The following is a 23,696-nucleotide window of genomic DNA, read 5'->3' as shown; positions in this document are numbered from 1 at the left end:
CGGGCCTCAGACGCTAGTTGCCGTCCCGCTCGGCGAGCAGCCCGCGTACACCGGGCTGGCGGTTGATGCAGCTGGTCAGCGCCGCGTACTGCCGGTCGGTGATGTCGGCGATGTCGAACCGGACCGGGAAGCGCCCCTGGATATGCGGCTCGGGATTGCCGCGGTCCGCGACCACCGACACGCCCGGCAGGCTCCCACAGGCCGCCTTGAGCGCCTCCCGGCCCTCCTGCCCGGCGTCGGCCGCCATCGTCACGACCAGCACCCGCTGGTCGCCGGCGAACAGGTAGTTGGTGAAGGCGGGGAACAGGATCCCGCCCAGCGCGAGCGCTCCGAACACGCCGAGCACGGCGCGCGAGCGGCGGCGGGCGTCGCGCCACCACGGCTGTCCTCTCTCCTGCATGCGCAGCAGTATCCGCCGCGCTCCCGGCTGCCCGCGCGGCGGGCCCGGCCGTTGCTCACTACGCTCGCCGGGTGAGCGAGCAGCCCGACGTCGTCTGGCGGCGGCCGGACGCGGGCCTGCTGCGGCTGCGCCGGCTGCTCACTCTCGGACTGGTCACCGCACCGGGGCTGCTGGTCTCCGGAGCGCTCGCGGTCCTCGCCGGATCGGCCGAGGGAGCCGCCGCCCTCGTCACCAGCGCGGTGCTGACGGGGCTGGTGCTGGTGGCCGTGGAGCGCCGCTTCGCCGCCTGGGGCTACCTCGAGCGCGCAGACGACCTGCTGGTCCGCCGGGGCGTGCTGATCCGCCGCACGTCCGTCGTGCCGTACGGCCGGATGCAGTACGTCGACGTCACCGCCGGGCCGCTGGCCCGCTCCTTCGGCCTGGCGACGGTCACCCTGCACACGGCCGCCGCCGCGACGGACGCCTCGGTGCCCGGCCTGCTCGCCGAGGAGGCGTCCCGGCTGCGCGACCGGCTGGCAGCGCTGGGCGAGGCCCGGCAGGCGGGGGTGTGACCGCACCCGCGACGGAGTCGGCGGGCGAGCAGGGCTGGGTCCGGCTGCACCCGCTGACCCCGCTGCTGCGCGGCGGGCGCTTCGGCCTGCTGCTGCTCGCCCTCGCCGGCCAGCAGGGGCTGCGGAACTCGCCGCCCGAGGCGATGGCCGCCGTGCTGGGTGCCGGGGTGCCGGCTGGCCTGTTCGTCGGCTGGCTGTCCTGGCGCGCGATGCGCTACCGGGTCACCGCCACCGAGCTGCAGGTCGAGAGCGGCGTTGTCACCAAGCGCAGCCGCCGGGTGCCGCTCGCGCGCGTGCAGGCGGTCGACGTGGTCCGGCCGCTCTACGCCCGGGTGCTCGGCCTGGCCGAGCTGCGGCTCGAGGTGGTCGGGGCCGGCGACGCCGAGGCGCCGCTGTCCTTCCTCGCCGACGACCGCGCCCGCCTGCTGCGCACCCAGTTGCTCGATCTGGCCGCCGGGCGCGAGGCCGCGGTCGAGGGCGCGTCCGGACCCGAGCCCGACCGGGTGCTGGTACGGGTGCCCACGGGGCCGCTGGTCTGGTCGACGCTGCTCGGGCCGCCGGTGGTGACCCTCATGGCCTTCACGCTGGCGCTGCTCGCCACGCTGCTGGCCGCGCCGTCCATGACCGGCGGAGTGCTGTTCGCCGCGCTGCCCCTGCTGTTCGGCGTCGGCTCGTTCGCCGTACGGCGGGTGCTGGCGGAGTACGGCTTCACCGTGGCCCAGAGCCCGGACGGGCTGCGGCTGCGGCACGGCCTGCTCGACACCCGCAGCCAGACCATCCCACCCGGACGGGTCCAGGCGATGCGGCTGCGCGAGCCGCTGCTGTGGCGGCGGTTCGGCTGGGTGCGGGTCGAGGTCGACGTCGCCGGCTACAGCGGCGGCGAGGAGCAGTCGGCCTCCGGTGCGCTGCTCCCGGTGGCGCCCCGGCAGCTCGCGCAGGACCTGATGGCCCACGTCCTCGGGGGTCCGCTTCCCGTGCCGGACCGACGGGTGCCGGCTGCCGCCCGGTGGCGGACGCCGCTGCAGTTCGGCCGGCTGGCCGTCGGCCTCGACGACCGGCACGTCGTCGCTACCTCAGGGGTGGTCACGACGACCACCGACGTGGCGCCGCTGGCCAAGGTGCAGAGCCTGCGGGTCACGCAGGGGCCCTACGAGAGGCGGCTCGGGCTGGCCTCCCTGCACGTCGACACGGCTGGCCGGCAACTGCCCGGCGCCGTGCTGCGCCACCGTTCGTCGGGTGAGGCGGCCGCGTTGCTCGAGGAGCTGACCGTCCGTGCGCGGGTGGCCAGGGAACGCGCCCCCCGCACGTAGGCTCGGCAGGTGCTCCGCTCCCCCTCGCGATCCTTGCCGGTCCTGGTGTCGGCCCTCCTGCTCGCCGGCTGCGGTACCTCCATCGCCGGCGGCGGCGCGCAGCGGTCGACGAACGGTGAGACGGTTGCGTCGCCCTCTCCCTCGTGCCTGCCCGCACCGCTCGAGCGCCGGGCTGCGGCGGTGCTCGTGGTGGGAATTCCGGGGGTCACGACGCCGGCTGACGCGCTCGGTCGGGCGGTCGTGGACCTGGGGGTGGGCGGCCTGTTCCTGTCCGAACCGAACGTCGAGACCGCCCAGCAGGTGCGTGTCCTCGTCGCCGGACTGCGCGAGCGGGCCGGGCGGCCGCTGATCGTCTCGACCGACGAGGAGTCCGGCCGGGTCGCGGTCACCCGGAAGATCGTCGGCGCCGGCCCGTCCCCGCGCCGGTTGGCCCGGCAGGGCACGCCCGAGCAGGTGCGGGAGTACGCCGCCGAGATCGGCGGCCGGCTCGCCGACGTGGGCATCGACGTGGACCTGGCGCCGCTGCTCGACCTCGACGACGGCCCGTACAGCGGCATCATCGGGGACCGCTCCTTCAGCGCCGACCCGCAGAAGGCCGCGGAGTACGGCCTGGCCTTCTCCGCCGGTCTGGCCGATGCCGGAGTGACTCCCACGGTGAAGCACTTCCCGGGGCAGGGACGGTCCAGGACCGACACGCACGCCGAGGCCGACGTCGTCGACGCGACGGTCGAGGAGCTCCGGACGACCGACCTGCTGCCGTTCCAGCGGGCCGTCGACGCCGGCGCGCCCGTCGTGATGCTCAATCACCTCGGCTACAGCGCTCTGGACCCGGACCTGCCGGCGTCGCTGAGCCCGAAGGCGTACGCGCTGCTGCGTGCGATGGGCTTCCAGGGGGTGGCGATGACCGACAGCCTCGGGATGGGCGCGGTCAACCTGCGCTGGGACTTCCCGGAGGCGGCGGTGCGGGCGGTGGAGGCCGGCGCCGACGCCGTGCTGGCCACCGACGGGAACCAGGCGGAGCGGATGCGGGACGCACTGGTGGCGGCGGTGCGCTCGGGTCGGCTGCCGGAGGAGCGCCTGACGGAGGCGGCGGCGCGGGTGACGGCGCTGGCCGGCGGGGACCCCGTCGCGATGTCCTGCACGCCCGTGGAGATGCCGGAGCTGTCGGTGCCGTCGACGGTCGCGACGCCGGCGGGCTGAGACGCCGGGGTGATCCACGGGGACTTCGCTGAGTGATCCACGGGGACTTTGACGCGGATGCGCCGCGAGCTTCCACCTCAAACCTCGCGTGGATCACCGGGGAGGGAGCAGACCCACCTGCCTGGCGCTCCCAGCCGCCAGTGCATGACAGCGCAGTCGCCTGGTCCAGGAGGTCACGGCGCCTCGGTGCCTGCGTCGTCGGAGCGCTCACCGAGGTCCTTGCGCAGCTGCTCGCGCGCCGCGGTCTCGCCGTCGGCGCCGCCCCCGGCCACGCCGCCGGATCCGGGGTCCGGTGGGTCCATCCGGTCGGGGCTGCCGCCGCGGACGGCGGACTCCTCGCCCGTCGATGGCTGCGGACCGCTGCTTGTCGTGTTGTCGGGCGACGTCATGCCCCGAGCGTGCCCGCGCCGCTGCCGGGCACACCAGGCCACGCCGGTGACCTGTCGGCGAGCCGCTGCACCGAGGCCGGTGCGCCGGCCGCTGGGCCGACGACCATGAGCTACGGCCGCGCCACCGGCTCGGCCAGGGTCTCCTCGTCCACGGTGGCCGCCCTGGAGGCGCGGGTGGCGAGCACGCAGCCGACCAGGATCAGCGGGAAGCCCACCAGAGCTCCGAGCGTGAACGGTTCACTGAGCACGACGACCCCCAGCAGCAGGGCCACCGCCGGATTGACGAAGGTGAAGACCAGCGCCCGCTGCGGGCCCACCTCGGCGATGAGGGCGAAGAAGATGAGCAGCGCAGCCGCTGTGCAGGCCACGGCGAGCACGACCACGGCCATCGCCACCCGGCCGCTCGGGATCTCGAGTCCCCGGGCGCCGAACGGCAGGTAAACCGTCGCGGTGAGCGCCAATGCCGCAGCCGTGATGCCGGCGGCGGGCAGGCCGCCCAGCCAACGGCTGACGATCAACGGCGCCACCGCGTAGCAGACGACGACAGTGCCGACCTCGGCCACCGACAGCAGGTCGCCCCCGCGCACGTCGAGACCGACCAGCGCGCCCACGCCGGCGAAGCCGATGCCCAGGCCGAGCAGCCGGCGTCGGTCGAGCCGGTCGCCGTGTCCGGCGAGCCGGCCGGCGAAGGCCGCCACCAGCGGCACCACCGCGACCAGCAGGCCGGTCAGCGAGCTGCTGAGCTGCTGCTCCGCGGTGGCCAGCAGCAGCCACGGTACGGCGAGCTCCAGGGCGGTGAAGGCCACCAGCGGCCGCCAGTACGGCAGCAGCGGCGTCAGCTCACCGCGCACCGCGGCGTACGGGAGCAGCAGCAGCGCGGCGATCCCGGTGCGCAGCAGGACGAGCTGCGGCGGGCTCAACTCCTCCACGGCGATTTTGATCAGCAGGTACGGCATCCCCCACAGGAGGCACATCGACGCGAACAGCACCCAGCCCCGCCGCGTCATGGGCGACACCGTAGGACGATCCTGGACGGCGGCTCGCGGGGCCCCCGGCTGCCACCGGGTAGGGCACGGTCATGGCATCCGAGGGTCCGGTCCGGACAGCCGGCGACGCCGACCTGGCCGCTGACGGCGTCCGCAAGCTCGCGCGCAGGCCGCCGGACGAGCGTGAGCGTGGCATCGAGCTGCTGGCCGCCCGGCTGGACCGGCCGATGAGCGTGCTGGGCGTGCTCTTCCTGCTCGTGGTGCTGGGGCAGACGGTGTCGAACTCCCCGGCGGTGCAGCAGGGCTTCACCCTCGTCGGGTGGGCGCTGTGGGTGGTCTTCGTGGCGGAGTTCCTGCTGCGGCTGTGGCTCGCTCCGTCCCGGGGGCGCTTCCTGCGTCGGAACTGGTGGCAGGTGCTCTTCCTGCTGCTGCCGATGCTCCGATTCCTGCGCGCCCTGGCGCTCGTGCGCGTCGTGCGCGCAGGCCGCGTCCTGAGGTTCGTCCGCGCCGGCGGGGTCGTCAGCTCCGCCGTCCGCTCGTCCCGGTCGGCCGGCCGCATCCTGACCACCCGGATCGGGTGGGTGGCCGCGCTGAGCGCCATCGTGGTGCTCGCCGGCAGCCAGCTGTTGTTCACGCTGGGGTTCTACGACGCCTATGCCGACGCCCTGCACGCGGCTGCCCTGGCCACGATCGCCGGCCAGCCGCTCGGCCTCGAGCAGGGGCTGGCCCGGCTCGTGGAGGTGGCGCTGGTGATCTACTCCGTCGCGGTGTTCGCCGCCCTGGCCGGCACGCTCGGCGCCTACTTCTTCGACGCCCAGCGCTCGGAGCAGGAGCGGAGGGCGCCCGTGCCGTAACCGGCTCGTAGGCTTGCCGCAGCCACCCCGTCAGTCCGAGGAGCCCCGTGGTCCGCGCCGCCGTCCTGTCCGCCCCCGGTGAGCGCCTGCGGGTCGCCGAGATCGCGCTGCCCGAGCCGGGGCCGGGTCAGGTGCGGGTGAAGATCGCGGCGACCGGTGTCTGCCACAGCGACCTGTCGTTCGCCCGCGGGACACTCCGGCAGGCCATGCCGGTCGTGCTCGGCCACGAGTCGGCGGGCACGGTCGTGTCGGTCGGTGACGGCGTCACCAGCGCGTCGCCCGGTGACCGGGTCGTCCTGTGCTGGGCGCCGCCGGACGGCACCTGCTGGTTCTGCCGGCAGGGCGAGCCCTGGCTGTGCGAGACGTCCAGCAACGCCGCGAGCTCGCCGTACGCCACGCTCGACGGCGTCGACGTCTTCCCCGGCCTGTCGACCGGTGGCTTCGCCGAGGAGACGGTGGTCTCTGCACGCGCGGTGCTGCCGGTGCCCGACGACGTACCGCTCGAGCACGCCGCGCTGGTCGGCTGCGCCGTGATGACCGGCGTCGGTGCCGTCCTGAACACCGCACGGGTGCGTGCGGGGCAGTCGGTCCTGGTCGTGGGTCTCGGCGGCGTCGGGCTGTCCGTCGTGCAGGGCGCGCGGCTGGCCGGAGCCGGTCGGTTGATCGTGGTGGACCGCTCCCCCGACAAGCTCGCGCTGGCGAAGAGCATGGGTGCGACCGATGCGCTGGAGGCCGGCGGGGAGCTGGCCAGGCAGGTGCGCGGTCTCACCGACGGGCGCGGCGCGGACCACGCCTTCGACTGCGTCGGTCTCGCCGAGACCATCCGGTCGTCCTGGTCCGCGACCCGGCGCGGCGGCATGACGACGATCGTCGGTATCGGCGGGAAGGAGCAGCAGGTCACCTTCACCGCGCTCGAGCTGTTCCACTTCGCGCGGACGATCCAGGGCTGCGTCTACGGCTCGACCGATCCGCTGACCGATCTCCCGACGATCCTGGACCACGCCGCGCAGGGCCGGCTCGACCTCGGGGCGCTCATCAGCGGCACCGTCGGCCTGGACGGGATCGACGGCGCCTTCGCACAGATGGCCGCAGGTCGGGGCGCCCGCACTCTCGTTCTCCCCTGACCGACCGTTCCGGGGCGCGACGGGTGGGGTAGGCCAGCGGAATGACACAGCCGGACAGCACGCCGCAGGTGTCCGAGGGCACCGACATCACGGCCGACCCCGACAACCTGGAGACCGAGGACAGGCCCGCCAGCACCGATCCCGAGCAGCTGACCGACGACGGCCGGCTCGGCGGCGTCGCCGGTACGGGCGGCGCGGGCTGAGGGACCGCTCCCGTCAGTCGACGGGCACCGGCACCACTGCCTTCTCCTGCGCGGCGAACTGCCGGCGATACAGCTCCGTGTAGAGCCCATCTCGTTCGAGCAACTCCTCGTGCCGGCCGCGGTCGACGATCCGGCCCTCGTCCATCACGAGGATCTGGTCGGCCTCGCGCACCGTCGACAGCCGGTGCGCGATGACCAGGGACGTCCGGCCGGCCAGTGCGGCCGACAGGGCCCGTTGGACCGCGGCCTCGGACTCGCTGTCCAGGTGGGCGGTCGCTTCGTCCAGCACCACGATCCGGGGGGCCTTGAGCAGCAGCCGGGCGATGGCCATCCGCTGTTTCTCGCCACCGGACAGCCGGTAGCCGCGGTCACCCACCAGCGTGTCCAGCCCGTCCGGCAGCGACCGGACGAGTGCCCCCACCTGCGCGGCCTCCAGCGCCTGCCAGAGCCGGTCCTCGTCGGCGGCCGGCGCGGCGAAGAGCAGGTTCGCCCGGATGGTGTCGTGGAACATGTGGGCGTCCTGCGTCACGACGCCCACGGCGTCGCGCAGCGACCGCATCGTCACGTCGCGCACGTCGACCCCGCCGATGCGCACCGCGCCCGCGTCCACGTCGTACATCCGGGTCACCAGCTGGCTGACGGTCGTCTTGCCGGCCCCGCTGGGACCGACCAGCGCGATCAGCTCGCCGGGTTCGGCCCGGAAGGACAGCCCGTGCAGCACCACCGAGGACGGCGACTGGTCGAGCACCGCCACCGACTCCAGCGAGGCCAGCGAGACCTGCTCGGCGCTGGGGTAGCGGAAGAGCACGTCGTCGTACTCGACCGACGCCGCGTCCGGCGGCAGCGCCACGGCATCCGGTTTCTCCGCCACCATCGGCTCGAGGTCGAGCACCTCGAAGACCCGCTCGAAGCTGACCAGCGCGGTCATCACGTCCACCCGGACGTTGCTCAGCGCGGTGAGCGGCCCATAGAGCCGGCTGAGGTAGGCCGCGAGCGCGACGACGGTGCCGACACCCAGCGAGCCGCTGGCCGCCAGCGTGCCGCCGACGCCGTAGACCATTGCGGTGGCCAGCGCGGCGACGGCGGTCAGCGAGACGAAGAACACCCGGCCGTACATCGCCCGCGTGATGCCGATGTCCCGCACCCGGCCGGCCTTGGCCCGGAAAGCGGAGTCCTCGAGGTCGGGCCGGCCGAACAGCTTCACCAGCAGTGCGCCGGACACGTTGAAGCGTTCGGTCATCGTGTTGGTCATCTGCGCGTCGATCGCGTAGGACTCCCGGGTCAGCGCCTGGAGCCGGCGGCCGACGAGCTTGGCCGGGACGAGGAACACCGGGAGCAGCACGAGCGACAGCAGCGTGATCTGCCAGGACAGCAGCAACATCGCGATCAGCGTCAGGACCACGCCGATGACGTTGCTCACGACCCCGGCCAGCGTTCCGGTGAAGGCGGACTGGGCGCCCAGCACGTCGTGGTTGAGCCGGCTGATCAGCGCCCCGGTCTGCGTACGGGTGAAGAAGGCGAGGGGCATCTGCGAGACGTGCGTGAACACGGCGGACCGCATGTCGTAGATCAGGCCCTCGCCGACCCGGATCGAGAACCACTTCGACCACAGCTGCAGGCCGGCGTCGGCCAGGGCCAACCCGGCCACGACCAGCGCGAGGCCGACCACGAGGTCCCGGTCCGCGGTCAGGGGCGGGTTCGTGCCGATGCCGTCATCGATGATCTTCTTGAAGATCAGCGGGTTCAGCACGCTCAGGAAGGCCGCGAGCACGATCAGGACCAGGAAGAAGGTGAGTTCACGGCGGTACGGCACCGCGAAGCGGGCGATCCGCCGCGCGGTGCCGGGCGCCAGCTTCTGGTCGGCGACCGCCGGGTCGCGCCGGAACGACCGCATCATCGAGTAGTGGGCGACGTCGTGCACAGGCCACCCCCTCCGCCTCGGGACGTGCTCTCAAAAGGCGGCCATCGCCCTCAGAACGCTGACAGCCCCGTGAGCGCCCGGCCGATGATCAGCTGCTGGATCTGCGAGGTGCCTTCGTACAGCGTGGTAACCCGTGCGTCACGCAGGTACTTCCCCGCGGCGTACTCGTCGATGTAGCCGTAGCCGCCGTGCGCCTGCACGCAGGCGTTGGCCGCGCGTACCGACGCCTCGGAGGCGTAGTACTTCGCCTTGGACGCCGCGAGGGAGTAGTCCTCCCCGCGGGTCTTGAGATCGGCGACGCGCCAGGTCAGCAGCCGGGAGCAGTCCACCTCGACCGCGGTGTCGGCGATCAGCGCCTGGACCAGTTGGTGCGCCGCGATCGGCTTGCCGAACTGCACCCGGTCCCTGGTGTAGGCGACCATGGTGTCCAGCGCCGCCTGCGCCAACCCGGTGCACGAGGCGCCGAGCGACATCCGGCCGTCGTTCAGCGCCGTCAGCGCGACCCGGATGCCCGTGCCCTCCTCGCCGCCGAGCAGCGCCTCCGGACCCACCTTGACGTCACGCAGGACGAGCTCGGCGGTGTCGCAGGATCGCAGGCCGAGCTTGCCGTGCACAGGCCTGGCCCCGAAGCCTGCACTGCCGTTCGGGACGAGGAAGGCGCTCACGCCCTTCGCGCCAGGGCCGCCGGTGCGGGCCAGGAACAGCGTGACGCCGGCGATCGTGCCGTTCGTGATGAACATCTTGTTGCCGTTCAGGACGTAGCCGCCATCGGCCTGTCTGACCGCCGTCGCCTGCAGGTCGGCGGGGTTGCTGCCGTGGTCCGGCTCGGTCAGGCCGAAACAGCCGAGCACCTCGCCGGTCGCCATCGGTGGCAGCCACTGCGCCTTCTGCTCCGTGGTGCCCCACCGGTCGATGGAGCCGGCGACCAGGCCCAGGTGGACGCTGACGATCGAGCGGACGTTGGCGTCGCCGCGGCCGAGTTCCTCGATGGTCAGGACATAGGACAGCGGGTCGCCGCCACCGCCGCCGAACTCCTCGGCGATCGACAGGCCGATGAAGCCGGTCTGCCGCAGGCCGTCGAGCGCCTCCTGCGGGAAGCGCTCCGTGCGGTCGTTCTCGAGGGCGCGCGGCGTGACGACGTCGTCCACCCACTCCTTGGCCGCCTTGCGGACAGCGTCCTGCTCGGCGCTCAGCGACAGGTCCATGCGCGGGAACGTTAGGCGCTCTTCTTCCGGGTCGCCCCGCCCCGCCCGCGCAACGTGGCGCCGGACTCGTTGAGAATGCGGTGGACGAAGCCGTAGGACCGGCCCGACGACTCTGCGAGCAGCCGGATGCTCTCCCCCGCCTCGTACCGCTTCTTGAGGTCGGCGGCCAGTCTGTCGCGTTCGCCGCCGGTGACCCTGCTGCCCTTCTTGAGCTCTGCCACGAGGTGTCCTCTTCTTCCGTCCGCTGGTCCTGCCGGTCGCAAGGGCTGTGCCCCAGCATGATCGTTACCAATCCCAACCGTGGTGACCGGCTCGTGGGTTTGCCTTTCTGTCAGCTCTTTGGTGAGGTTTCCTTTAGTCACACCTCGGCCCTGGAGCACTCCCTTGACACCTCTGTCCCCCCGCCTGTTCGTCGCGACCGTGGCGGTCCTCCCCCTGCTGGCCTCCTGCGGGCTGACGCCGGGCAGCGACGGTCCGAGCATCCAGGTCTACTCCGCGCGTACCTACGGCGGCGAGAAGGCCTACGACCGGTTCACCGAGGAGACCGGGATCAAGGTCGAGTTCCTCAACGGCAGCGACGCCGAGCTGCGGGAGCGGCTCGCTGCGGAGGGCGCGGACAGCAAGGCCGACGTCTTCCTCACCGTTGACGCGGCCAATCTCGCTCTGGCGGCCGAGCAGGGGCTCCTGCAGCCCGTCTCCTCCCCCGCCCTGGAGCAGGCTGTCCCGGCCAACCTGCGTGACCCGCAGGACCGGTGGTTCGGCCTGGCCCAGCGTGCCCGCGTGCTCATCTACGACCCGGACCAGGTGAAGCCGGACGAGCTGTCGAGCTATGCCGCGCTCGGGGACCCGGAGTGGAAGGGCCGGCTGTGCTTCCGGACCGCCACCAGCGCCTACACACAGTCGCTGGTCTCGTCCTTCGTCGCGCATCACGGCGAGGAGGGGGCGGCGCGGCTGCTGCAGGGCTGGATGGCCAACGAGCCGCAGATCCTGGCCAACGACGTCGAGATCGTGCGCACCGTCGGCGCGGGCGGCTGCGCAGTCGGGATCACCAACCACTACTACGTCGCCCGTGAGCTGGCCAAGGACCCCGAGCTCGGCGTCGGCGTCTTCTTCCCGAACCAGGCGACCACCGGGACGCACGTCAACATCAGCGGTGCCGGCGTCACGACGAGCGCCGACGACCTGCCCTCCGCCACGCGCTTCCTCGAATGGCTCGCGACGACGGGGCAGTCGCCGCTGGTGGACGGCAACTTCGAGTACCCCGTGAACCCGGACGTGCAGCCGGTCGAGCTGGTACGCGACTTCGGCAGCTTCGAGCGCGACCAGCTCAACGTCGGCGAGCTCGGCGGGCACAACGACGTGGCCGTACGACTGCTCGCGGACGCCGGCTACCGGTGAGGTCGCGGGCCGGACGGCGCAGCGCCGCGGCCGTCGCGGGCGCGGCCGCGTCGCTCGTCCTGCTGCCGGTGCTGGCCGTGACCCTCGGCGTCGCCGCCGCGGGGACGGCCCCCTGGTCCCGGGTCGCCGGCTCCGGCTGGCTGCCGCTGACCATCACGACGCTGCAGTTGCTGGCCCTGACCCTGCTCGGTTCGGTGGTCCTCGGGACCGGCCTGGCCTGGCTGACGACCGCCTACCGCTTCCCGGGCCGGCGGGCTCTGTCGTGGCTGCTGGTGCTCCCGACCGCCGTCCCCGGCTACATCCTCGGACTGGTCTGGTCCTCGCTGCTGGCCTATCCGGGGCCGGTGCAGACCGGCTGGCGCGCGCTGCTGGGCGAGCAGGCGCCGTTCCCGCCCGTCCGGACCCTGCCCGTCGCGGCGGCGGTGCTCACCCTGACGCTCTACCCGTACGTCTACCTGCTCGCACGGGTCTCCTTCCGCAACCAGGCCGCCACGCCGTACGGCGCCGCCCGCACGCTCGGCCTGCGGCCGCTGCAGGCCGCCCGCCGGGTCGTCCTGCCGCTGTCGCGGCCGGCCCTCGCCGCGGGCGGGCTGCTGGTCGCCCTCGAGACACTGTCCGACTTCGCCACGGTGCAGTACTTCGGCGTCGACACCCTGTCGGTCGGCATCTACCAGGTCTGGCGGGGCCAGTTCGACCGGCCCGCGGCCACCGTGCTGGCCCTGCTGGTGCTCCTGCTCGCGCTCGCCCTGCTGGCCGGCGAGCGCTGGTTGCGCCGGGGGGCGCGGTTCAGCCCGTCGGTGCGCGACACCACCCCGATGAGTCCTGTCCGGTTGTCCGGCGCGGCCGGCTGGGCGGCGACCGGCGTCTGCTCGGTCGTCCTGCTGGCGGCCGTCGGCGTCCCCCTGGTCACCCTGCTGCTCTGGTCGACGACGACCCCCCTGCGTGGTTCCGGCGGCAGCTTCGACCCGGCCTTCCTCACCGCCGCCGCCAACAGTGTGCTGCTGGCCGGCCAGGTCGCGGTAGCGGTCGTCGTCCTGGCGATGCTGCTGGTGCACGCAGCCCGCGTCGACGCTCGCCGGCGGGTGCAGCTGGCCGTGTCGGCCACGGTCTCGGGCTACGCGGTGCCCGCGCCGGTGCTGGCCGTCGGTGCGCTGCTCGTGCTCGCAGCCGCCCGCACCGGCCTCGACCGTCTCGGGCTGCCGGGTGGCGGGCCCCTGGTCACCGGCTCGGTCGCCGCGCTCGTCGTCGTCTACACCGCCCGATTCCTCGCGCTGGGCTACACCAGTACCGAGGCCCGGCTGACCGCCGTCTCCCCCGCCCTGACCGGTGCGGCGCTCTCCCTCGGGGCCCGGCCGCGACGGGTGCTGACCGGCGTCCACCTGCCGCTCGCCCGCTCGGGCGTCGCTGTCGCCGCTGTCCTGGTTGCGGTGGACGCGCTCAAGGAGTTGCCGATCGTGTTGCTCCTGCGGCCGTTCGGCTTCGACACGCTGGCGGTGCGCGTCTGGCAGCTGGCCGCCGACTCGCGGTACGAGATGGCGGGCCTGCCGGCCCTGGCCATCGTCGTCGTGGCGATGGTCCCCGTCGTGCTGCTGTTCCGGGTCGACGACGACACCGAGCTGACCGCAGGCCCCGTACGGCCGCTCCGGACGAGCGAGCCGGACGCGGTCCTGGTGGGCGTGGCCAGGTGACACCGGCCGTCGAGGTGCGCGGTGTCGGCAAGCACTTCGGGCACACTCCTGCAGTCGTGGACGTGTCGTTCGCGGTGGGCGACGGCGAGCTGGTCGCCCTCGTCGGCCCGAGCGGTTGCGGCAAGTCGACGTTGCTCATGCTCGTCGCCGGCCTGCTCGAGCCGGACGCGGGGGCGGTCGAGGTGGCTGGCCGGCCGGTGGCCGGCTCCGGGACCTGGGTGCCCCCGGAGGACCGGCACGTGGGGGTCGTCTTCCAGGACGCAGCACTCTTTCCGCACCTGCGGGTCCAGGACAACATCGCCTTCGGCATCCCGCGCAGCCGTGATCGGGTCGCGCGGGTCGCTGAGCTGCTCGAGCTGGTCGACCTGCCCGACCTCGGCCGGCGCTACCCGCACGAGCTGTCCGGCGGCCAGCAGCAGCGGGTGGCCCTGGCCCGCGCCCTGGCGCCGCGCCCCCGCGTCGTGCTCTTCGACGAAGCCTTCGGCACGCTGGATGCCGGGCTGCGCACCACGGTCCGGGAGCAGACCGTCGAGGCGCTGCGCAGAACCGGGGCGGCGGGGGTCTTCGTCACGCACGATCAGGACGAGGCGCTGGCCGTCGGCGACCGGGTCGCGGTGATGCGCGAGGGCCGGCTCGAGCATGTCGGCGAGCCGGCCGAGGCCTTCCATGCGCCGGCCACCCGCTATGTCGCCACGCTGCTCGGAGAGGCCGACTTCCTGCCCGGGAGGCAGGAGAGCGGCTGGGTCGACACGGAGGTCGGCCGGCTGCCGGCGGCCCCACAGTCGTCGGGACGCGTAGACGTCATGCTCCGGCCACACGAGGTCTGCTTCCGCGCGGCTGCGGGTGGTGGTGCCGAGGTCGTGCGCCGGGAGTACCGCGGCGCGAGCTACCTCTACACCCTGCGGCTGACCTCTGGCGCCGTGCTCCGGTCGCTGCAGCCGCACACCGTCGACGTGCCGGTCGGTGCGCAGGTCGCCGTCGACGTCGCACCCGGCCATCCGGTGCGCACCTTCCCGGCCGACAACGACCGAGCGTGAGGGAGCGGGCGTGACGGACCGGGCCGGTCAGGCCAGCGCGACCAGGTCGGCGAAGTCGTCGCTCCACTGGTCCTCGACCCCGTCGGGGAGCAGCAGCACCTTCTCCGGCGACAGCGCCATGACGGCTCCCTCGTCGTGCGTCACCAGCACGACCGCCCCCTTGTAGCCGGCCAGCGCGGACAGGATCTCCGCGCGACTGGCCGGGTCGAGGTTGTTCGTCGGCTCGTCGAGCAGCAGCACGTTGGCACCGCTGACCACCAGGGTGGCGAGCGCGAGCCGGGTCTTCTCGCCGCCGGACAGCGTGCCGGCCTTCTGGTGCACGACGTCGCCACTGAACAGGAAGGACCCGAGCACCCGGCGGGCCTCCGGCTCGGGCAGGTCCGGGCTCGAGGTCCGCATGTTCTCCAGCACCGTGCGGTCGGTGTCCAGCGTGTCGTGCTCCTGGGCGTAGTAGCCGAGCCGCAGCCCGTGCCCGGGGACGACCTCGCCGGTATCCGGCAGTTCGGTGCCGGACAGCACCCGCAGCAGCGTCGTCTTGCCGGCGCCGTTCAGCCCCAGCACGACGACCCGCGCGCCGCGGTCGATCGCCAGGTCGACGTCGGTGAAGATCTCCAGCGAGCCGTACGATTTGGACAACCCGGCTGCGGTGAGCGGCGTCTTGCCGCAGGGGGCCGGCTCCGGGAATCGCAGCTTGGCGACCCGATCCTGCGTGCGCTCCCCCTCGACGCCGGCGAGCAGCTTCTCCGCCCGCTTGAACATGCCCTGCGCCGCCTTGGCCTTGGTGGCCTTGGCCCGCATCTTCTCGGCCTGGGCGTTGAGCACACCGGCCTGCTTCTCGGCGTTGAGGCGCTCCCGCCTGCGCCGCTTCTCATCGGTCTCCCGCTGCTGCAGGTAGGTCTTCCAGCCGACGTTGTACTGATCCAGCGCGGCCCGGTTGGCATCGAGGTGGAAGACCTTGTTCACGACTGCGTCGAGCAACTCGACGTCGTGGCTGATGACGATGAGCCCGCCGGCGTGCTTGGCCAGGAAGCCGCGCAGCCAGGTGATCGAGTCGGCATCGAGGTGGTTGGTCGGCTCGTCCAGCAACAAGGTGGTCGCGTCGCTGAACAGGATCCGGGCCAGCTCGATGCGCCGGCGTTGCCCGCCCGACAGGGTGCCGAGCTGCTGGCCGAGCGCGCGTTCGGGCAGGCCCAGGTTGGAGCAGATCCGGGCGGCCTCGGCCTCGGCGGTGTAGCCCCCGAGGGCGGTGAAGCGCTCCTCGAGCCGGCCGTAGCGCTCGAGCAGCGCCGCGTCGTCGGGCCGCTCGCCGAGCTCCACCTGCGACTTCTCCAGCTTGCGCATGATCTCGTCGAGGCCGCGGGCCGACAGGACCCGGTCCCGGGCCAGCACGTCGAGGTCGCCGGTGCGCGGGTCCTGCGGCAGGTAGCCGACCGGCGCGCTGTGCGTGACGGAGCCGGCGGCCGGCAGCGTCTGCTGGGCCAGCGTCCTGGTGAGCGTCGTCTTGCCGGCGCCGTTGCGACCCACCAGCCCGATCCGGTCCCCCGGCTGGACCCGGAAGGTGACCTCGGACAGCAGCAGGCGGGCGCCGGCGCGCAGCTCGACGTCCTGGACGGTGATCATGCGGGTGGGCTCCTCAGGGGACGACGGGGCGGACACGGGTCGACAGCGACGCGCGTCGGCTCACGGGGTCGTCAGAGGCACACGAGCAGCCTACGCCCTCGCGTACTGGTGGCGCTGTCCGCCCGCAGTGCCGGCAGGCGTAGCCGGCAGCATGCGGTGGCAAGAAGCCTGCGTGGACTTCCGCGACCGCGCCCGTCTCGATCGCTCACAGGTAAGACTGACCTCGGGTTGGCCGACCTGCTGTGGACACGGGCGGACGCCTCCGCACAGCCCCAGAACTGATGTCGACAACGATGCTGCGGCCGCGAGGCCCGGGCAGCGTCCGCGTCGACCTCGGCTGAGCCGCGTGTGTAGGAGCGGCCCATGATCTACAGTTGTCGCCATGAGTTTCGAGCGCATCTGCGTAAACCCGGGGCGGATGCAAGGGCTGCCCTGCATCCGGGGCACGCGGATCACGGTGAGCGCTGTCCTGGGACAGCTCGCCGCAGGTCGGACGGTCGAGCAGGTGATCGGGGACTACCCCCAGCTCAAGCCATCTGATGTGTACGCGGCGCTCGAGTACGCCGCTGCCTACACCCGCGAGCGGGAAGTCCCGCTCACCGCGGCCGGATGAAGCTGCTCGTCGACGAGAACCTCTCCGTGCGGGTCGCGAGCGCGCTGAGAGACGCTGGGCACGACACAGTCCATGTGACATCCTTTGGGCTGGCGAACACCGAGGACGACGTGATTCTCCGTTCGGCCGCAGACGATGGGCGCATCATCGTGACCGCCGACGCGGACTTCGGCGCCTTGCTGGCGCTGCGCGGCGACCGTCCCCCTCGGTGCTGATGCTGCGGTCCTCCGACCGCCTCACCCCCGATCAGCAGGCGGAACTGATCCTCGCCACACTGGCACAAGTCGGGAACGAACTCGCCGCCGGGGCTGTCGCCAGCGTGACCCCCGAGCGCATCCGCGTGCGGACGCTGCCCATCACGGCCCGCTGAGCCTGTACAACCCGATCGGGCCGGCCAGATCGCCACCGTTCTGACGGCTGCCGGCACGCCGGTGACCGCCACCTGCGCAGCTCAGACGTTGAAGCCGAGCGCCCTCAACTGGTCGCGGCCGTCGTCGGTGATCTTGTCCGGTCCCCACGGCGGCATCCACACCCAGTTGATCCGCACGTCGTCGACCAGCGGCGCGAGCGCGCTGCGGGTCTGGTCCTCGATGACATCGGTCAGCGGACAGGCCGCCGAGGTGAGCGTCATGTCGAGCGTGACGGTGTTGTCCTCGTGCACCTGGTTGCCGTAGAGCAGCCCGAGGTCGACGACGTTGATGCCGAGCTCGGGGTCGACCACGTCCTTCATCGCCTCGGTGACGTCGTCCTCGCTGGCCCGCGGCCGGGGCGCATCCGCGGCGGTCGGTGTCTGCAGGACGGTCTCGGCCGGTGTGCTGGTGGTCTCGCTCATGACACTCCCTGTCTGTCGGTGTCGACCGCCTGCGCGGTCGCGTCCTTCCACGCCATCCAGCCGAGCAGCGCGCACTTCACCCGAGCCGGGTAGCGCGACACGCCCGCAAAGGCGATGCCATCCTCCAGCACGTCCTCGTCGGGCTCGAGCCGCCCACGGCTCTGCATGAGCTCCAGGAACGCCTCGGACGTCTTCAGCGCCTCGTCGACGGCCTTGCCGATCACCAGGACGGCCATGACCGACGTGCTGGCCTGGCTGATCGAGCAGCCCTGCCCGTCGTAGGACACGTCCTCGACGACACCGTCCGCGACGCGCACGCGCAGCGTCACCTCGTCGCCGCAGGTCGGGTTGACGTGGTGGACCTCGACGTCGTACGGGTCGCGCAGCCCCTTGTGGTGCGGGTTCCGGTAGTGGTCCAGGATGATCTCCTGGTACATCGACTCGCTCATCACCGCGACCAGAACTGCTGGACCTGCACGATGCCCGCGAGCAGCGCGTCGATCTCCGCCTCGGTGTTGTAGAGGTACGACGAAGCACGCGTGGTCGCCGCCACGCCGTAGCGGCGGCACACCGGCGCCGCGCAGTGGTGACCGACCCGGACGGCGATGCCGAGCTCGTCCAGGGACTGGCCGACGTCGTGCGGGTGGACCCCGTCGATGGCGAAGCTGACGGCGGCACCGCGCAGCTGCATCGTGTCCGGTCCGATGACGCGGACTCCGGACAGGCCGCGGATGCCGTCGATCAGCCGTGCGGTGAGCGCCTGCTCGTGCGCGAGCACCCGGTCCAGGCCGAGGTCGTCGAGGTAGTCACAGGCGGCGGCCAGCGCCACGGCCTGGCTGATGACGGGCGTCCCGGCCTCGAACCGCTCGGGCGCCGGCGCGTAGGTGGAGCCGCTCATCGCGACGGCCTCGATCATCGACCCGCCCCCCATGAACGGCGGCATCGCGTCGAGCAGCTCCTTCCGGCCCCACAGCACGCCGATGCCGGACGGCGCAAGCATCTTGTGCCCCGTGGCGACGAAGAAGTCCACCCCGAGTGCGGTGACGTCGACCGGCTGGTGCGGTGCCGACTGCGCACCGTCGAGCAGGGTGTAGGCACCGACCTCGCGGGCCCGGGCCACGAGCGTCTCGACCGGGTTGGCGGTGCCCAGGATGTTGCTGACGTGGACGAAGGCGAGCACCTTCGTGCGCTCGTTCACCAGCGTGTCGAGCTCGCTCAGGTCGAGCCGGCCCTCGTCGGTGAGCGGGAGCCAGCGCAGCGTGGCCCCGGTGCGCTGGCAGAGCATCTGCCACGGCACGAGGTTGGAGTGGTGCTCCATCTCGGTGACACAGACCTCGTCGCCGGGGCCGAGCGCGCAGCGCGAGCCCGTGGCGGCGTTGCCGAAGGAGTAGGCGACCAGGTTGTAGGCCTCCGTGGCGTTCTTGGTGAAGACGACCTCGCGCTCGTCACGTGCACCGAGGAAGCTCGCCACCCGGGTCCGGGCCGCTTCGTAGGCGTCGGTGGCCTCCTGCGAGAGGGTGTGCACACCCCGGTGCACGTTGCTGTAGTGCTGCTCGACGAAGGCCCGCTCGGCGTCGAGCACCTGCCGCGGCTTGTGCGAGCTCGACGCGTTGTCGAGGTAGACCAGCGGCCGTCCACCGACCTGCCGGGACAGCACAGGGAAGTCCGAGCGCACCGCTTGGACGTCGTAGGGAGCCGCCTCTGGGGCCTGGGCGGCGGCCGCGGGAAGCAGCGAGGTCATGCCGTGGTCACCGCACCGGGGACGAGCGGACCAGTCGGCAACGCGCGCCCACCCGCTGCGCCGCCATCGGCACCGAGATACTTCGTGTAGCCATGGGCCTCGAGCTCGTCGGCCAGCTCCGGGCCACCCTGCTCCACGATCCGGCCGGCGACGAAGACGTGCACGTAGTCGGGGCGGATGTAGTTGAGGATCCGGGTGTAGTGCGTGATGAGCAGCACCCCGGTCCGGCCGCTCTCACGGACCCGGTTGACGCCCTCGGACACGACCCGCAGCGCGTCGACGTCCAGGCCCGAGTCGGTCTCGTCGAGGACGGCGATCCGGGGTGCGAGCAGCTCCAGCTGCAGGATCTCGTGCCGCTTCTTCTCGCCGCCGGAAAAGCCTTCGTTGACGCTGCGCTCGGCGAAGGAGGGATCCATCTTCAGCCGGCTCATGGCCTCCTTCTGCTCCTTGACCCACAGCCGGAGCTTGGGCGCCTCCCCGCGGACGGCTGTGGCCGCGGACCGCAGGAAGTTCGAGACTGAGACGCCAGGAACCTCGACCGGGTACTGCATCGCGAGGAAGACACCGGCGCGGGCGCGCTCGTCGACCGACATCGCGAGGACGTCCTCGCCGTCGAGGGTGACGGTGCCACCGGTGACGGTGTACTTCGGGTGACCGGCGATGGCGTAGGCCAGGGTGGACTTGCCCGAGCCGTTCGGGCCCATGATCGCGTGGGTCTCACCGGCCCGGATCGTCAGGTCGACACCGGTCAGGATCTGCATGTCTTCCACCGAGACGGTCAGGCCACGGATTTCCAGAGTGCTCATCGTCAGGGCTCCATCTGCACGAGGACGTCATCGCCCTCGACGGTCACGGGATAGGTCGCAACGGGCTTGGTGGCGGGCAGCCCGGTCGGGGCGCCGGTGCGCAGGTCGAACAGCGAGCCGTGCAGCCAGCACTCGATCCTGCCGTTCTCGACGTCGCCCTCGGACAGCGCGACGTTGGCGTGCGAACAGATGTCGGCGATCGCGTAGATCTCGCCGCCGGAACGCGCGACGCAGACCGGGCGGCCGGCCAGCTCGACCCGGATGGCGCCCTCCTCCGGCACCTCGGACACGGCGCAGGCGCGGGCCCGGCGGGCGGTCTCGGCACTCACGCGAACGCCCTCCCCAGCTCGGCGTCGATAGTGGTCATCAGCCGTTCCTGCAGGGCCGGCACGCCGATGTCCTCGACCACATCGGCGAAGAAGCCCCGCACCACCATGCGGCGCGCGACGTCGGTCGGTATGCCGCGGGACTGCAGGTAGAACAACTGCTCGTCGTCGAAGCGGCCGGTGGTGCTGGCGTGACCGGCGCCGGCGATCTCGCCGGTCTCGATCTCGAGATTCGGCACCGAGTCGGCCCGCGCCTCCGGGGTCAGCAACAGGTTGCGGTTGAGCTCGTAGGTGTCGGTGCCGGTGGCTCCCGCCCGGATCAGCACGTCGCCCACCCACACGGTGTGTGCGTCGTCGCCGTGCAGCGCCGACTTGTAGACCACCCGACTGCGGCACTGCGGCGCGCTGTGGTCGACGAGCAGGCGGTGCTCGAGGTGCTGACCTCCGTCGGCGAAGGAGACGCCGCGCAGGTCGACCTGCCCGCCGGGGCCGGTGAAGTCGACGGTCTCGTGCACCCGGACGAGATCCCCGCCGAGGGTCACTTGCGTCGAGGTCAGCGTCGCATCGCGGCCCACGCGGGTGGCGACGTGCGCGCTGTGCACCGCATCGGGCTCCCAGCCCTGGACCTGCACGAGCCGCAGGCTGGCCGCGTCGCCGACGAGCACGGACACGACCGATGCGTAGCGGGCGCTGCCGGTGTGCTCGAGCACGACGGTGGCGGATGCCTGCTCGGCGACCTCGAGCACGACGTGGCCCCACACGACCTCGCCGGTGCCGGTTCCGGTCAGCCGCAGCACGACCGGCTCGGACGGCTCCAGGCCCTTGGGCACGCGGACGACCAGCGCCCGGTCACACCGCTGCAGCGCCAGGGCGGCCACCCGGTCGACGGGCGCCGGGACGTCCAGCTCTGCGCCGTCCATCTCGATCAGCTCGACGCCCGCGGGCAGCTCGCTCTCGACCTGCAGCCGGGCGTCGGAGGGCGCGCCGTCGAGCAGCACCCGAAGGCGGTCGAGCGGCGTGAAGCGCCACTCCTCCTCGCGGCCGGTCGGGTGGCCGAAGGCCTCCGGGTCGCGCGAGCGGACCCGCTCGGGCCGCACGTCGGCCGGACTGCGCGGCGTCGAGGGGTCGACCCCGACCGCGACGGAACCGTCGACGATGCCGCCGGTCTCCTTGAGCGCGGCGCGCTCGGTGCCGAGGGCGGCGTCCATGGCCGACGGAGCGGTGCCGGCGGGGACGGTGCCGGCGGGGACGGTGCTGCTAGCCAACGGAACCCTCCATCTGCAGCTCGATGAGCCGGTTGAGCTCGAGGGCGTACTCCATCGGCAGCTCTCGGGCGATCGGCTCGACGAAGCCGCGCACGACCATCGCCATCGCCTCCTGCTCGGTCAGGCCGCGGCTCCGCAGGTAGAACAGCTGGTCCTCCCCGACCCGGCTGACCGTCGCCTCGTGCCCGAGGGACACGTCGTCCTCGCGGACGTCGACGTACGGGTAGGTGTCCGAGCGGCTGATCGTGTCGACCAGCAGGGCGTCACAGACGACATTGCTCCGGGAGCCGGTCGCGCCCTCCTGGACCTGGATCAGCCCGCGGTAGGACGTGCGGCCACCGCCGCGGGCGACCGACTTGCTCACGATGTTGCTCGTCGTACGTGGGGCGGCGTGCACCATCTTCGCGCCCGCATCCTGGTGCTGGCCCTCTCCGGCGAACGCGATCGACAGCGTCTCGCCGGAGGCGCGCTCCCCGAGCAGGTAGCAGGCGGGGTACTTCATCGTCACCTTGGACCCGATGTTGCCGTCGATCCACTCCATCCGGCCGCCCTCGTGCACGGCGGTCCGCTTGGTGACCAGGTTGTAGACGTTGTTCGACCAGTTCTGGATCGTCGTGTAGCGGACGTGGGCGTCCTTCTTCACGATGATCTCGACCACGGCGGAGTGCAGGGAGTCGCTGCTGTAGATCGGGGCGGTGCAGCCCTCGACGTAGTGCACCGAGGAGCCCTCGTCGGCGATGATCAGGGTCCGCTCGAACTGGCCCATGTTCTCGGTGTTGATGCGGAAGTAGGCCTGCAGGGGGATGTCGACCGTGACGCCCTTGGGCACGTAGATGAACGACCCGCCGGACCAGACCGCGGTGTTCAGGGCGGCGAACTTGTTGTCACCGACCGGGATCACCGAGCCGAAGTACTCGCGGAACAGCTCCTCGTGCTCGCGCAGGCCGGTGTCGGTGTCGACGAAGATGACGCCCTTCTCCTCCAGGTCCTCGCGGATCTGGTGGTAGACGACCTCCGACTCGTACTGCGCGGCGACGCCGGCGACCAGCCGCTGCTTCTCCGCCTCCGGGATGCCGAGCTTGTCGTAGGTGCTCTTGATGTCCTCGGGCAGGTCCTCCCAGGAGGTCGCCTGCTTCTCCGTCGACCGCACGAAGTACTTGATGTTGTCGAAGTGGATGCCGGACAGGTCCGAGCCCCAGGTCGGCATGGGCTTCTTCTCGAACAGCTTCAGCCCCTTCAGCCGCATGTCCAGCATCCACTGCGGCTCGGACTTGAGGGCCGAGATGTTGCGCACGACCTCGTCGTTGATGCCGCGCTTCGCCGTGGAGCCTGCGACGTCGGAGTCGGCCCAGCCGAACTTGTAGGTGCCGAGGCCCTCGAGCTGCTGGTCCTGCGTGGTCGTCATCGCTTTGCCTTCGCTTCCACATGGGGGACTGCCGGGATGAAGGTGGTGCACACGCCGTCGCCGTGGGCGATCGTCGCGAGTCTCTGGACGTGCACGTCGAGCAGCCGCCCGAGGGCCGCCGTCTCGGCGTCGCACAGCTGCGGGAACTCCGCAGCCACGTGCTGAACGGGACAGTGGTGCTGGCACAGCTGCACGCCGACCCCGTGCCCGGACGCCGTGGCGGCATAGCCGTCGGCGGACAGGGCAGCGGCGAGCACGGCCGGCCGGTCCTGCGGCGCGGTGCCGCGCATCTGCTCGGCGTAGCGCGACTCGAGCTCGGCCACCCGCGCCTGCGCGAAGTGCTCCACAGCCGACTCCCCCGCCGCGTCGGCCAGGAAGCGCAGGGCGCTGGTGGCCAGATCGTCGTAGGCCGCGGGACCGGTGGCATGGCCGGCGTCCGTGAGGGCGTAGAGCCGCGCGGGACGACCACGACCGCGCAGGCCGCGGACGCGGGGCGCACGAGTCGTCACGATGCCATCGAGCAGCAGCGCGTCGAGGTGCTTGCGGACGGCCGCCGGGCTCAGGCCGAGCCGGTCGCCCAGAGTGGCGGCGGTCGACGGTCCGAGGGCGAGCAGCAGCGACCGGACCCGCTCGCGGGTGCCGGCGACCTGGGTCATCACCTGCGTCATCACCTCGTCCCTCTGCCTGCTCTCTGTTTCCACAACGCCAGTGTCGCGTAAATACGTCCCCACGTCGAACCGGGTCGCCGCTGACCGGCGTGCGGAGTGCCACGGCGGGCCCTTCCGGAGGCCCGCCGCGGCGCGGACCGGCGCACCCGCCCGT

27 protein-coding genes are annotated in these 23,696 nt (G+C 72.2%); 12 read left to right on the top strand and 15 right to left on the bottom strand.

Features of this window, described 5'->3' with window-relative positions; genetic code table 11:
- Positions 1–13: 13 nt before the first annotated feature.
- Positions 14–400 carry a hypothetical protein gene (locus WD794_12945; protein ID MEX2291220.1) on the bottom strand — a complete coding sequence of 129 codons (387 nt, stop codon included), beginning with the start codon at positions 398–400 and terminating at the stop codon, positions 14–16.
- 71 nt (positions 401–471) lie between these two features.
- Between WD794_12945 and WD794_12940 the strand changes: the two genes are divergently transcribed.
- Genes WD794_12940 through WD794_12930 form a run of 3 tightly spaced genes read left to right on the top strand, consistent with a single transcriptional unit; the run spans position 472 to position 3,461 of the window.
- Positions 472–951, top strand: a complete 480-nt coding sequence (locus WD794_12940; protein MEX2291219.1) for a PH domain-containing protein — start codon at positions 472–474, stop codon at positions 949–951.
- Positions 948–2,261 (top strand): PH domain-containing protein, encoded by a 1,314-nt coding sequence (locus WD794_12935; protein MEX2291218.1) that lies wholly within the window; start codon positions 948–950, stop codon positions 2,259–2,261. The genes WD794_12940 and WD794_12935 overlap by 4 nt, the downstream gene beginning before the upstream one ends.
- A gap of 9 nt (positions 2,262–2,270) precedes the next feature.
- Positions 2,271–3,461 (top strand): glycoside hydrolase family 3 N-terminal domain-containing protein, encoded by a 1,191-nt coding sequence (locus WD794_12930; GenBank protein ID MEX2291217.1) that lies wholly within the window; start codon positions 2,271–2,273, stop codon positions 3,459–3,461.
- A 173-nt stretch (positions 3,462–3,634) separates the two neighbouring features.
- On the opposite strand, the gene WD794_12925 is transcribed toward WD794_12930, so the two are convergent.
- Together WD794_12925 and WD794_12920 are read right to left on the bottom strand one after the other, a co-directional pair.
- Positions 3,635–3,850, bottom strand: coding sequence for a hypothetical protein (locus WD794_12925; protein MEX2291216.1), 216 nt, complete (start codon positions 3,848–3,850; stop codon positions 3,635–3,637).
- A gap of 110 nt (positions 3,851–3,960) precedes the next feature.
- Positions 3,961–4,857, bottom strand: coding sequence for an EamA family transporter (locus tag WD794_12920; protein ID MEX2291215.1), 897 nt, complete (start codon positions 4,855–4,857; stop codon positions 3,961–3,963).
- Positions 4,858–4,928: 71 nt separating this feature from the next.
- Here WD794_12920 and WD794_12915 point away from each other — a divergent pair, with 71 nt between their 5' ends.
- Genes WD794_12915 through WD794_12905 form a run of 3 tightly spaced genes read left to right on the top strand, consistent with a single transcriptional unit; the run spans position 4,929 to position 7,017 of the window.
- Positions 4,929–5,690 carry a hypothetical protein gene (locus tag WD794_12915; protein MEX2291214.1) on the top strand — a complete coding sequence of 254 codons (762 nt, stop codon included), beginning with the start codon at positions 4,929–4,931 and terminating at the stop codon, positions 5,688–5,690.
- A gap of 47 nt (positions 5,691–5,737) precedes the next feature.
- A complete protein-coding gene (locus WD794_12910) occupies positions 5,738–6,814 on the top strand; it encodes a Zn-dependent alcohol dehydrogenase (protein ID MEX2291213.1) in 1,077 nt (358 codons plus the stop codon).
- Between the two features lie 41 nt (positions 6,815–6,855).
- Complete coding sequence (locus tag WD794_12905; GenBank protein MEX2291212.1) at positions 6,856–7,017, top strand: hypothetical protein; 162 nt, start codon at positions 6,856–6,858, stop codon at positions 7,015–7,017.
- A gap of 13 nt (positions 7,018–7,030) precedes the next feature.
- Here the strand turns inward: WD794_12905 and WD794_12900 are convergent, their stop codons facing one another.
- The 3 genes from WD794_12900 to WD794_12890 form a co-directional block, all read right to left on the bottom strand.
- Positions 7,031–8,914 carry an ABC transporter ATP-binding protein gene (locus WD794_12900; GenBank protein MEX2291211.1) on the bottom strand — a complete coding sequence of 628 codons (1,884 nt, stop codon included), beginning with the start codon at positions 8,912–8,914 and terminating at the stop codon, positions 7,031–7,033.
- A gap of 74 nt (positions 8,915–8,988) precedes the next feature.
- Positions 8,989–10,143 carry an acyl-CoA dehydrogenase family protein gene (locus tag WD794_12895; protein ID MEX2291210.1) on the bottom strand — a complete coding sequence of 385 codons (1,155 nt, stop codon included), beginning with the start codon at positions 10,141–10,143 and terminating at the stop codon, positions 8,989–8,991.
- An 11-nt stretch (positions 10,144–10,154) separates the two neighbouring features.
- On the bottom strand, positions 10,155–10,625 hold the full coding sequence (locus tag WD794_12890; GenBank protein MEX2291209.1) for a helix-turn-helix domain-containing protein: 471 nt from the start codon (positions 10,623–10,625) through the stop codon (positions 10,155–10,157).
- Here WD794_12890 and WD794_12885 point away from each other — a divergent pair.
- Genes WD794_12885 through WD794_12875 form a run of 3 tightly spaced genes read left to right on the top strand, consistent with a single transcriptional unit; the run spans position 10,528 to position 14,266 of the window.
- Positions 10,528–11,541: an extracellular solute-binding protein gene (locus WD794_12885; protein ID MEX2291208.1), complete on the top strand. Its 1,014-nt coding sequence runs from the start codon at positions 10,528–10,530 to the stop codon at positions 11,539–11,541. The genes WD794_12890 and WD794_12885 overlap by 98 nt on opposite strands.
- Positions 11,538–13,229 carry an iron ABC transporter permease gene (locus WD794_12880; protein ID MEX2291207.1) on the top strand — a complete coding sequence of 564 codons (1,692 nt, stop codon included), beginning with the start codon at positions 11,538–11,540 and terminating at the stop codon, positions 13,227–13,229. The genes WD794_12885 and WD794_12880 overlap by 4 nt, the downstream gene beginning before the upstream one ends.
- Positions 13,226–14,266: an ABC transporter ATP-binding protein gene (locus WD794_12875; protein MEX2291206.1), complete on the top strand. Its 1,041-nt coding sequence runs from the start codon at positions 13,226–13,228 to the stop codon at positions 14,264–14,266. Before WD794_12880 ends, WD794_12875 begins: the two co-directional genes overlap by 4 nt.
- 27 nt (positions 14,267–14,293) lie before the next feature.
- On the opposite strand, the gene WD794_12870 is transcribed toward WD794_12875, so the two are convergent.
- Positions 14,294–15,886 carry an ABC-F family ATP-binding cassette domain-containing protein gene (locus tag WD794_12870; GenBank protein MEX2291205.1) on the bottom strand — a complete coding sequence of 531 codons (1,593 nt, stop codon included), beginning with the start codon at positions 15,884–15,886 and terminating at the stop codon, positions 14,294–14,296.
- A 382-nt stretch (positions 15,887–16,268) separates the two neighbouring features.
- Here WD794_12870 and WD794_12865 point away from each other — a divergent pair, with 382 nt between their 5' ends.
- From WD794_12865 to WD794_12855, 3 genes are read left to right on the top strand one after another with little or no spacing between them, the layout of a single operon-like run.
- On the top strand, positions 16,269–16,499 hold the full coding sequence (locus WD794_12865; GenBank protein MEX2291204.1) for a DUF433 domain-containing protein: 231 nt from the start codon (positions 16,269–16,271) through the stop codon (positions 16,497–16,499).
- On the top strand, positions 16,496–16,714 hold the full coding sequence (locus WD794_12860) for a DUF5615 family PIN-like protein (GenBank protein ID MEX2291203.1): 219 nt from the start codon (positions 16,496–16,498) through the stop codon (positions 16,712–16,714). The genes WD794_12865 and WD794_12860 overlap by 4 nt, the downstream gene beginning before the upstream one ends.
- Positions 16,708–16,869 (top strand): hypothetical protein, encoded by a 162-nt coding sequence (locus tag WD794_12855; GenBank protein ID MEX2291202.1) that lies wholly within the window; start codon positions 16,708–16,710, stop codon positions 16,867–16,869. Before WD794_12860 ends, WD794_12855 begins: the two co-directional genes overlap by 7 nt.
- Before the next feature lie 81 nt (positions 16,870–16,950).
- Here the strand turns inward: WD794_12855 and WD794_12850 are convergent, their stop codons facing one another.
- The 8 genes from WD794_12850 to WD794_12815 are packed head-to-tail and all read right to left on the bottom strand — an operon-like array spanning position 16,951 to position 23,542.
- Positions 16,951–17,331 (bottom strand): metal-sulfur cluster assembly factor, encoded by a 381-nt coding sequence (locus WD794_12850; GenBank protein ID MEX2291201.1) that lies wholly within the window; start codon positions 17,329–17,331, stop codon positions 16,951–16,953.
- Entirely contained in the window at positions 17,328–17,783 is a 456-nt protein-coding gene (locus tag WD794_12845; GenBank protein MEX2291200.1) for an SUF system NifU family Fe-S cluster assembly protein, read from the bottom strand. The genes WD794_12850 and WD794_12845 overlap by 4 nt, the downstream gene beginning before the upstream one ends.
- The gene (locus tag WD794_12840) at positions 17,780–19,072 is read right to left on the bottom strand and encodes a cysteine desulfurase (protein MEX2291199.1); all 1,293 of its coding nucleotides are present in this window, start codon (positions 19,070–19,072) and stop codon (positions 17,780–17,782) included. The genes WD794_12845 and WD794_12840 overlap by 4 nt, the downstream gene beginning before the upstream one ends.
- Positions 19,069–19,878: a Fe-S cluster assembly ATPase SufC gene (gene sufC, locus WD794_12835; protein ID MEX2291198.1), complete on the bottom strand. Its 810-nt coding sequence runs from the start codon at positions 19,876–19,878 to the stop codon at positions 19,069–19,071. Before sufC ends, WD794_12840 begins: the two co-directional genes overlap by 4 nt.
- Positions 19,879–19,880: 2 nt before the next feature.
- Complete coding sequence (locus WD794_12830; GenBank protein MEX2291197.1) at positions 19,881–20,207, bottom strand: non-heme iron oxygenase ferredoxin subunit; 327 nt, start codon at positions 20,205–20,207, stop codon at positions 19,881–19,883.
- A complete protein-coding gene (gene sufD, locus WD794_12825) occupies positions 20,204–21,469 on the bottom strand; it encodes a Fe-S cluster assembly protein SufD (GenBank protein ID MEX2291196.1) in 1,266 nt (421 codons plus the stop codon). Before sufD ends, WD794_12830 begins: the two co-directional genes overlap by 4 nt.
- A complete protein-coding gene (gene sufB / locus WD794_12820) occupies positions 21,462–22,874 on the bottom strand; it encodes a Fe-S cluster assembly protein SufB (protein MEX2291195.1) in 1,413 nt (470 codons plus the stop codon). Before sufB ends, sufD begins: the two co-directional genes overlap by 8 nt.
- Positions 22,871–23,542, bottom strand: coding sequence for a helix-turn-helix domain-containing protein (locus WD794_12815; protein ID MEX2291194.1), 672 nt, complete (start codon positions 23,540–23,542; stop codon positions 22,871–22,873). Before WD794_12815 ends, sufB begins: the two co-directional genes overlap by 4 nt.
- Between the last annotated feature and the right edge of the window lie 154 nt (positions 23,543–23,696).

The organism is Mycobacteriales bacterium, from assembly GCA_040902655.1.
In the GTDB taxonomy this organism is placed as follows: domain Bacteria; phylum Actinomycetota; class Actinomycetes; order Mycobacteriales; family SCTD01; genus SCTD01.
Note: the sequence above shows the minus strand (reverse complement) of the source record. Positions and strands in the feature narration are given on the sequence as shown.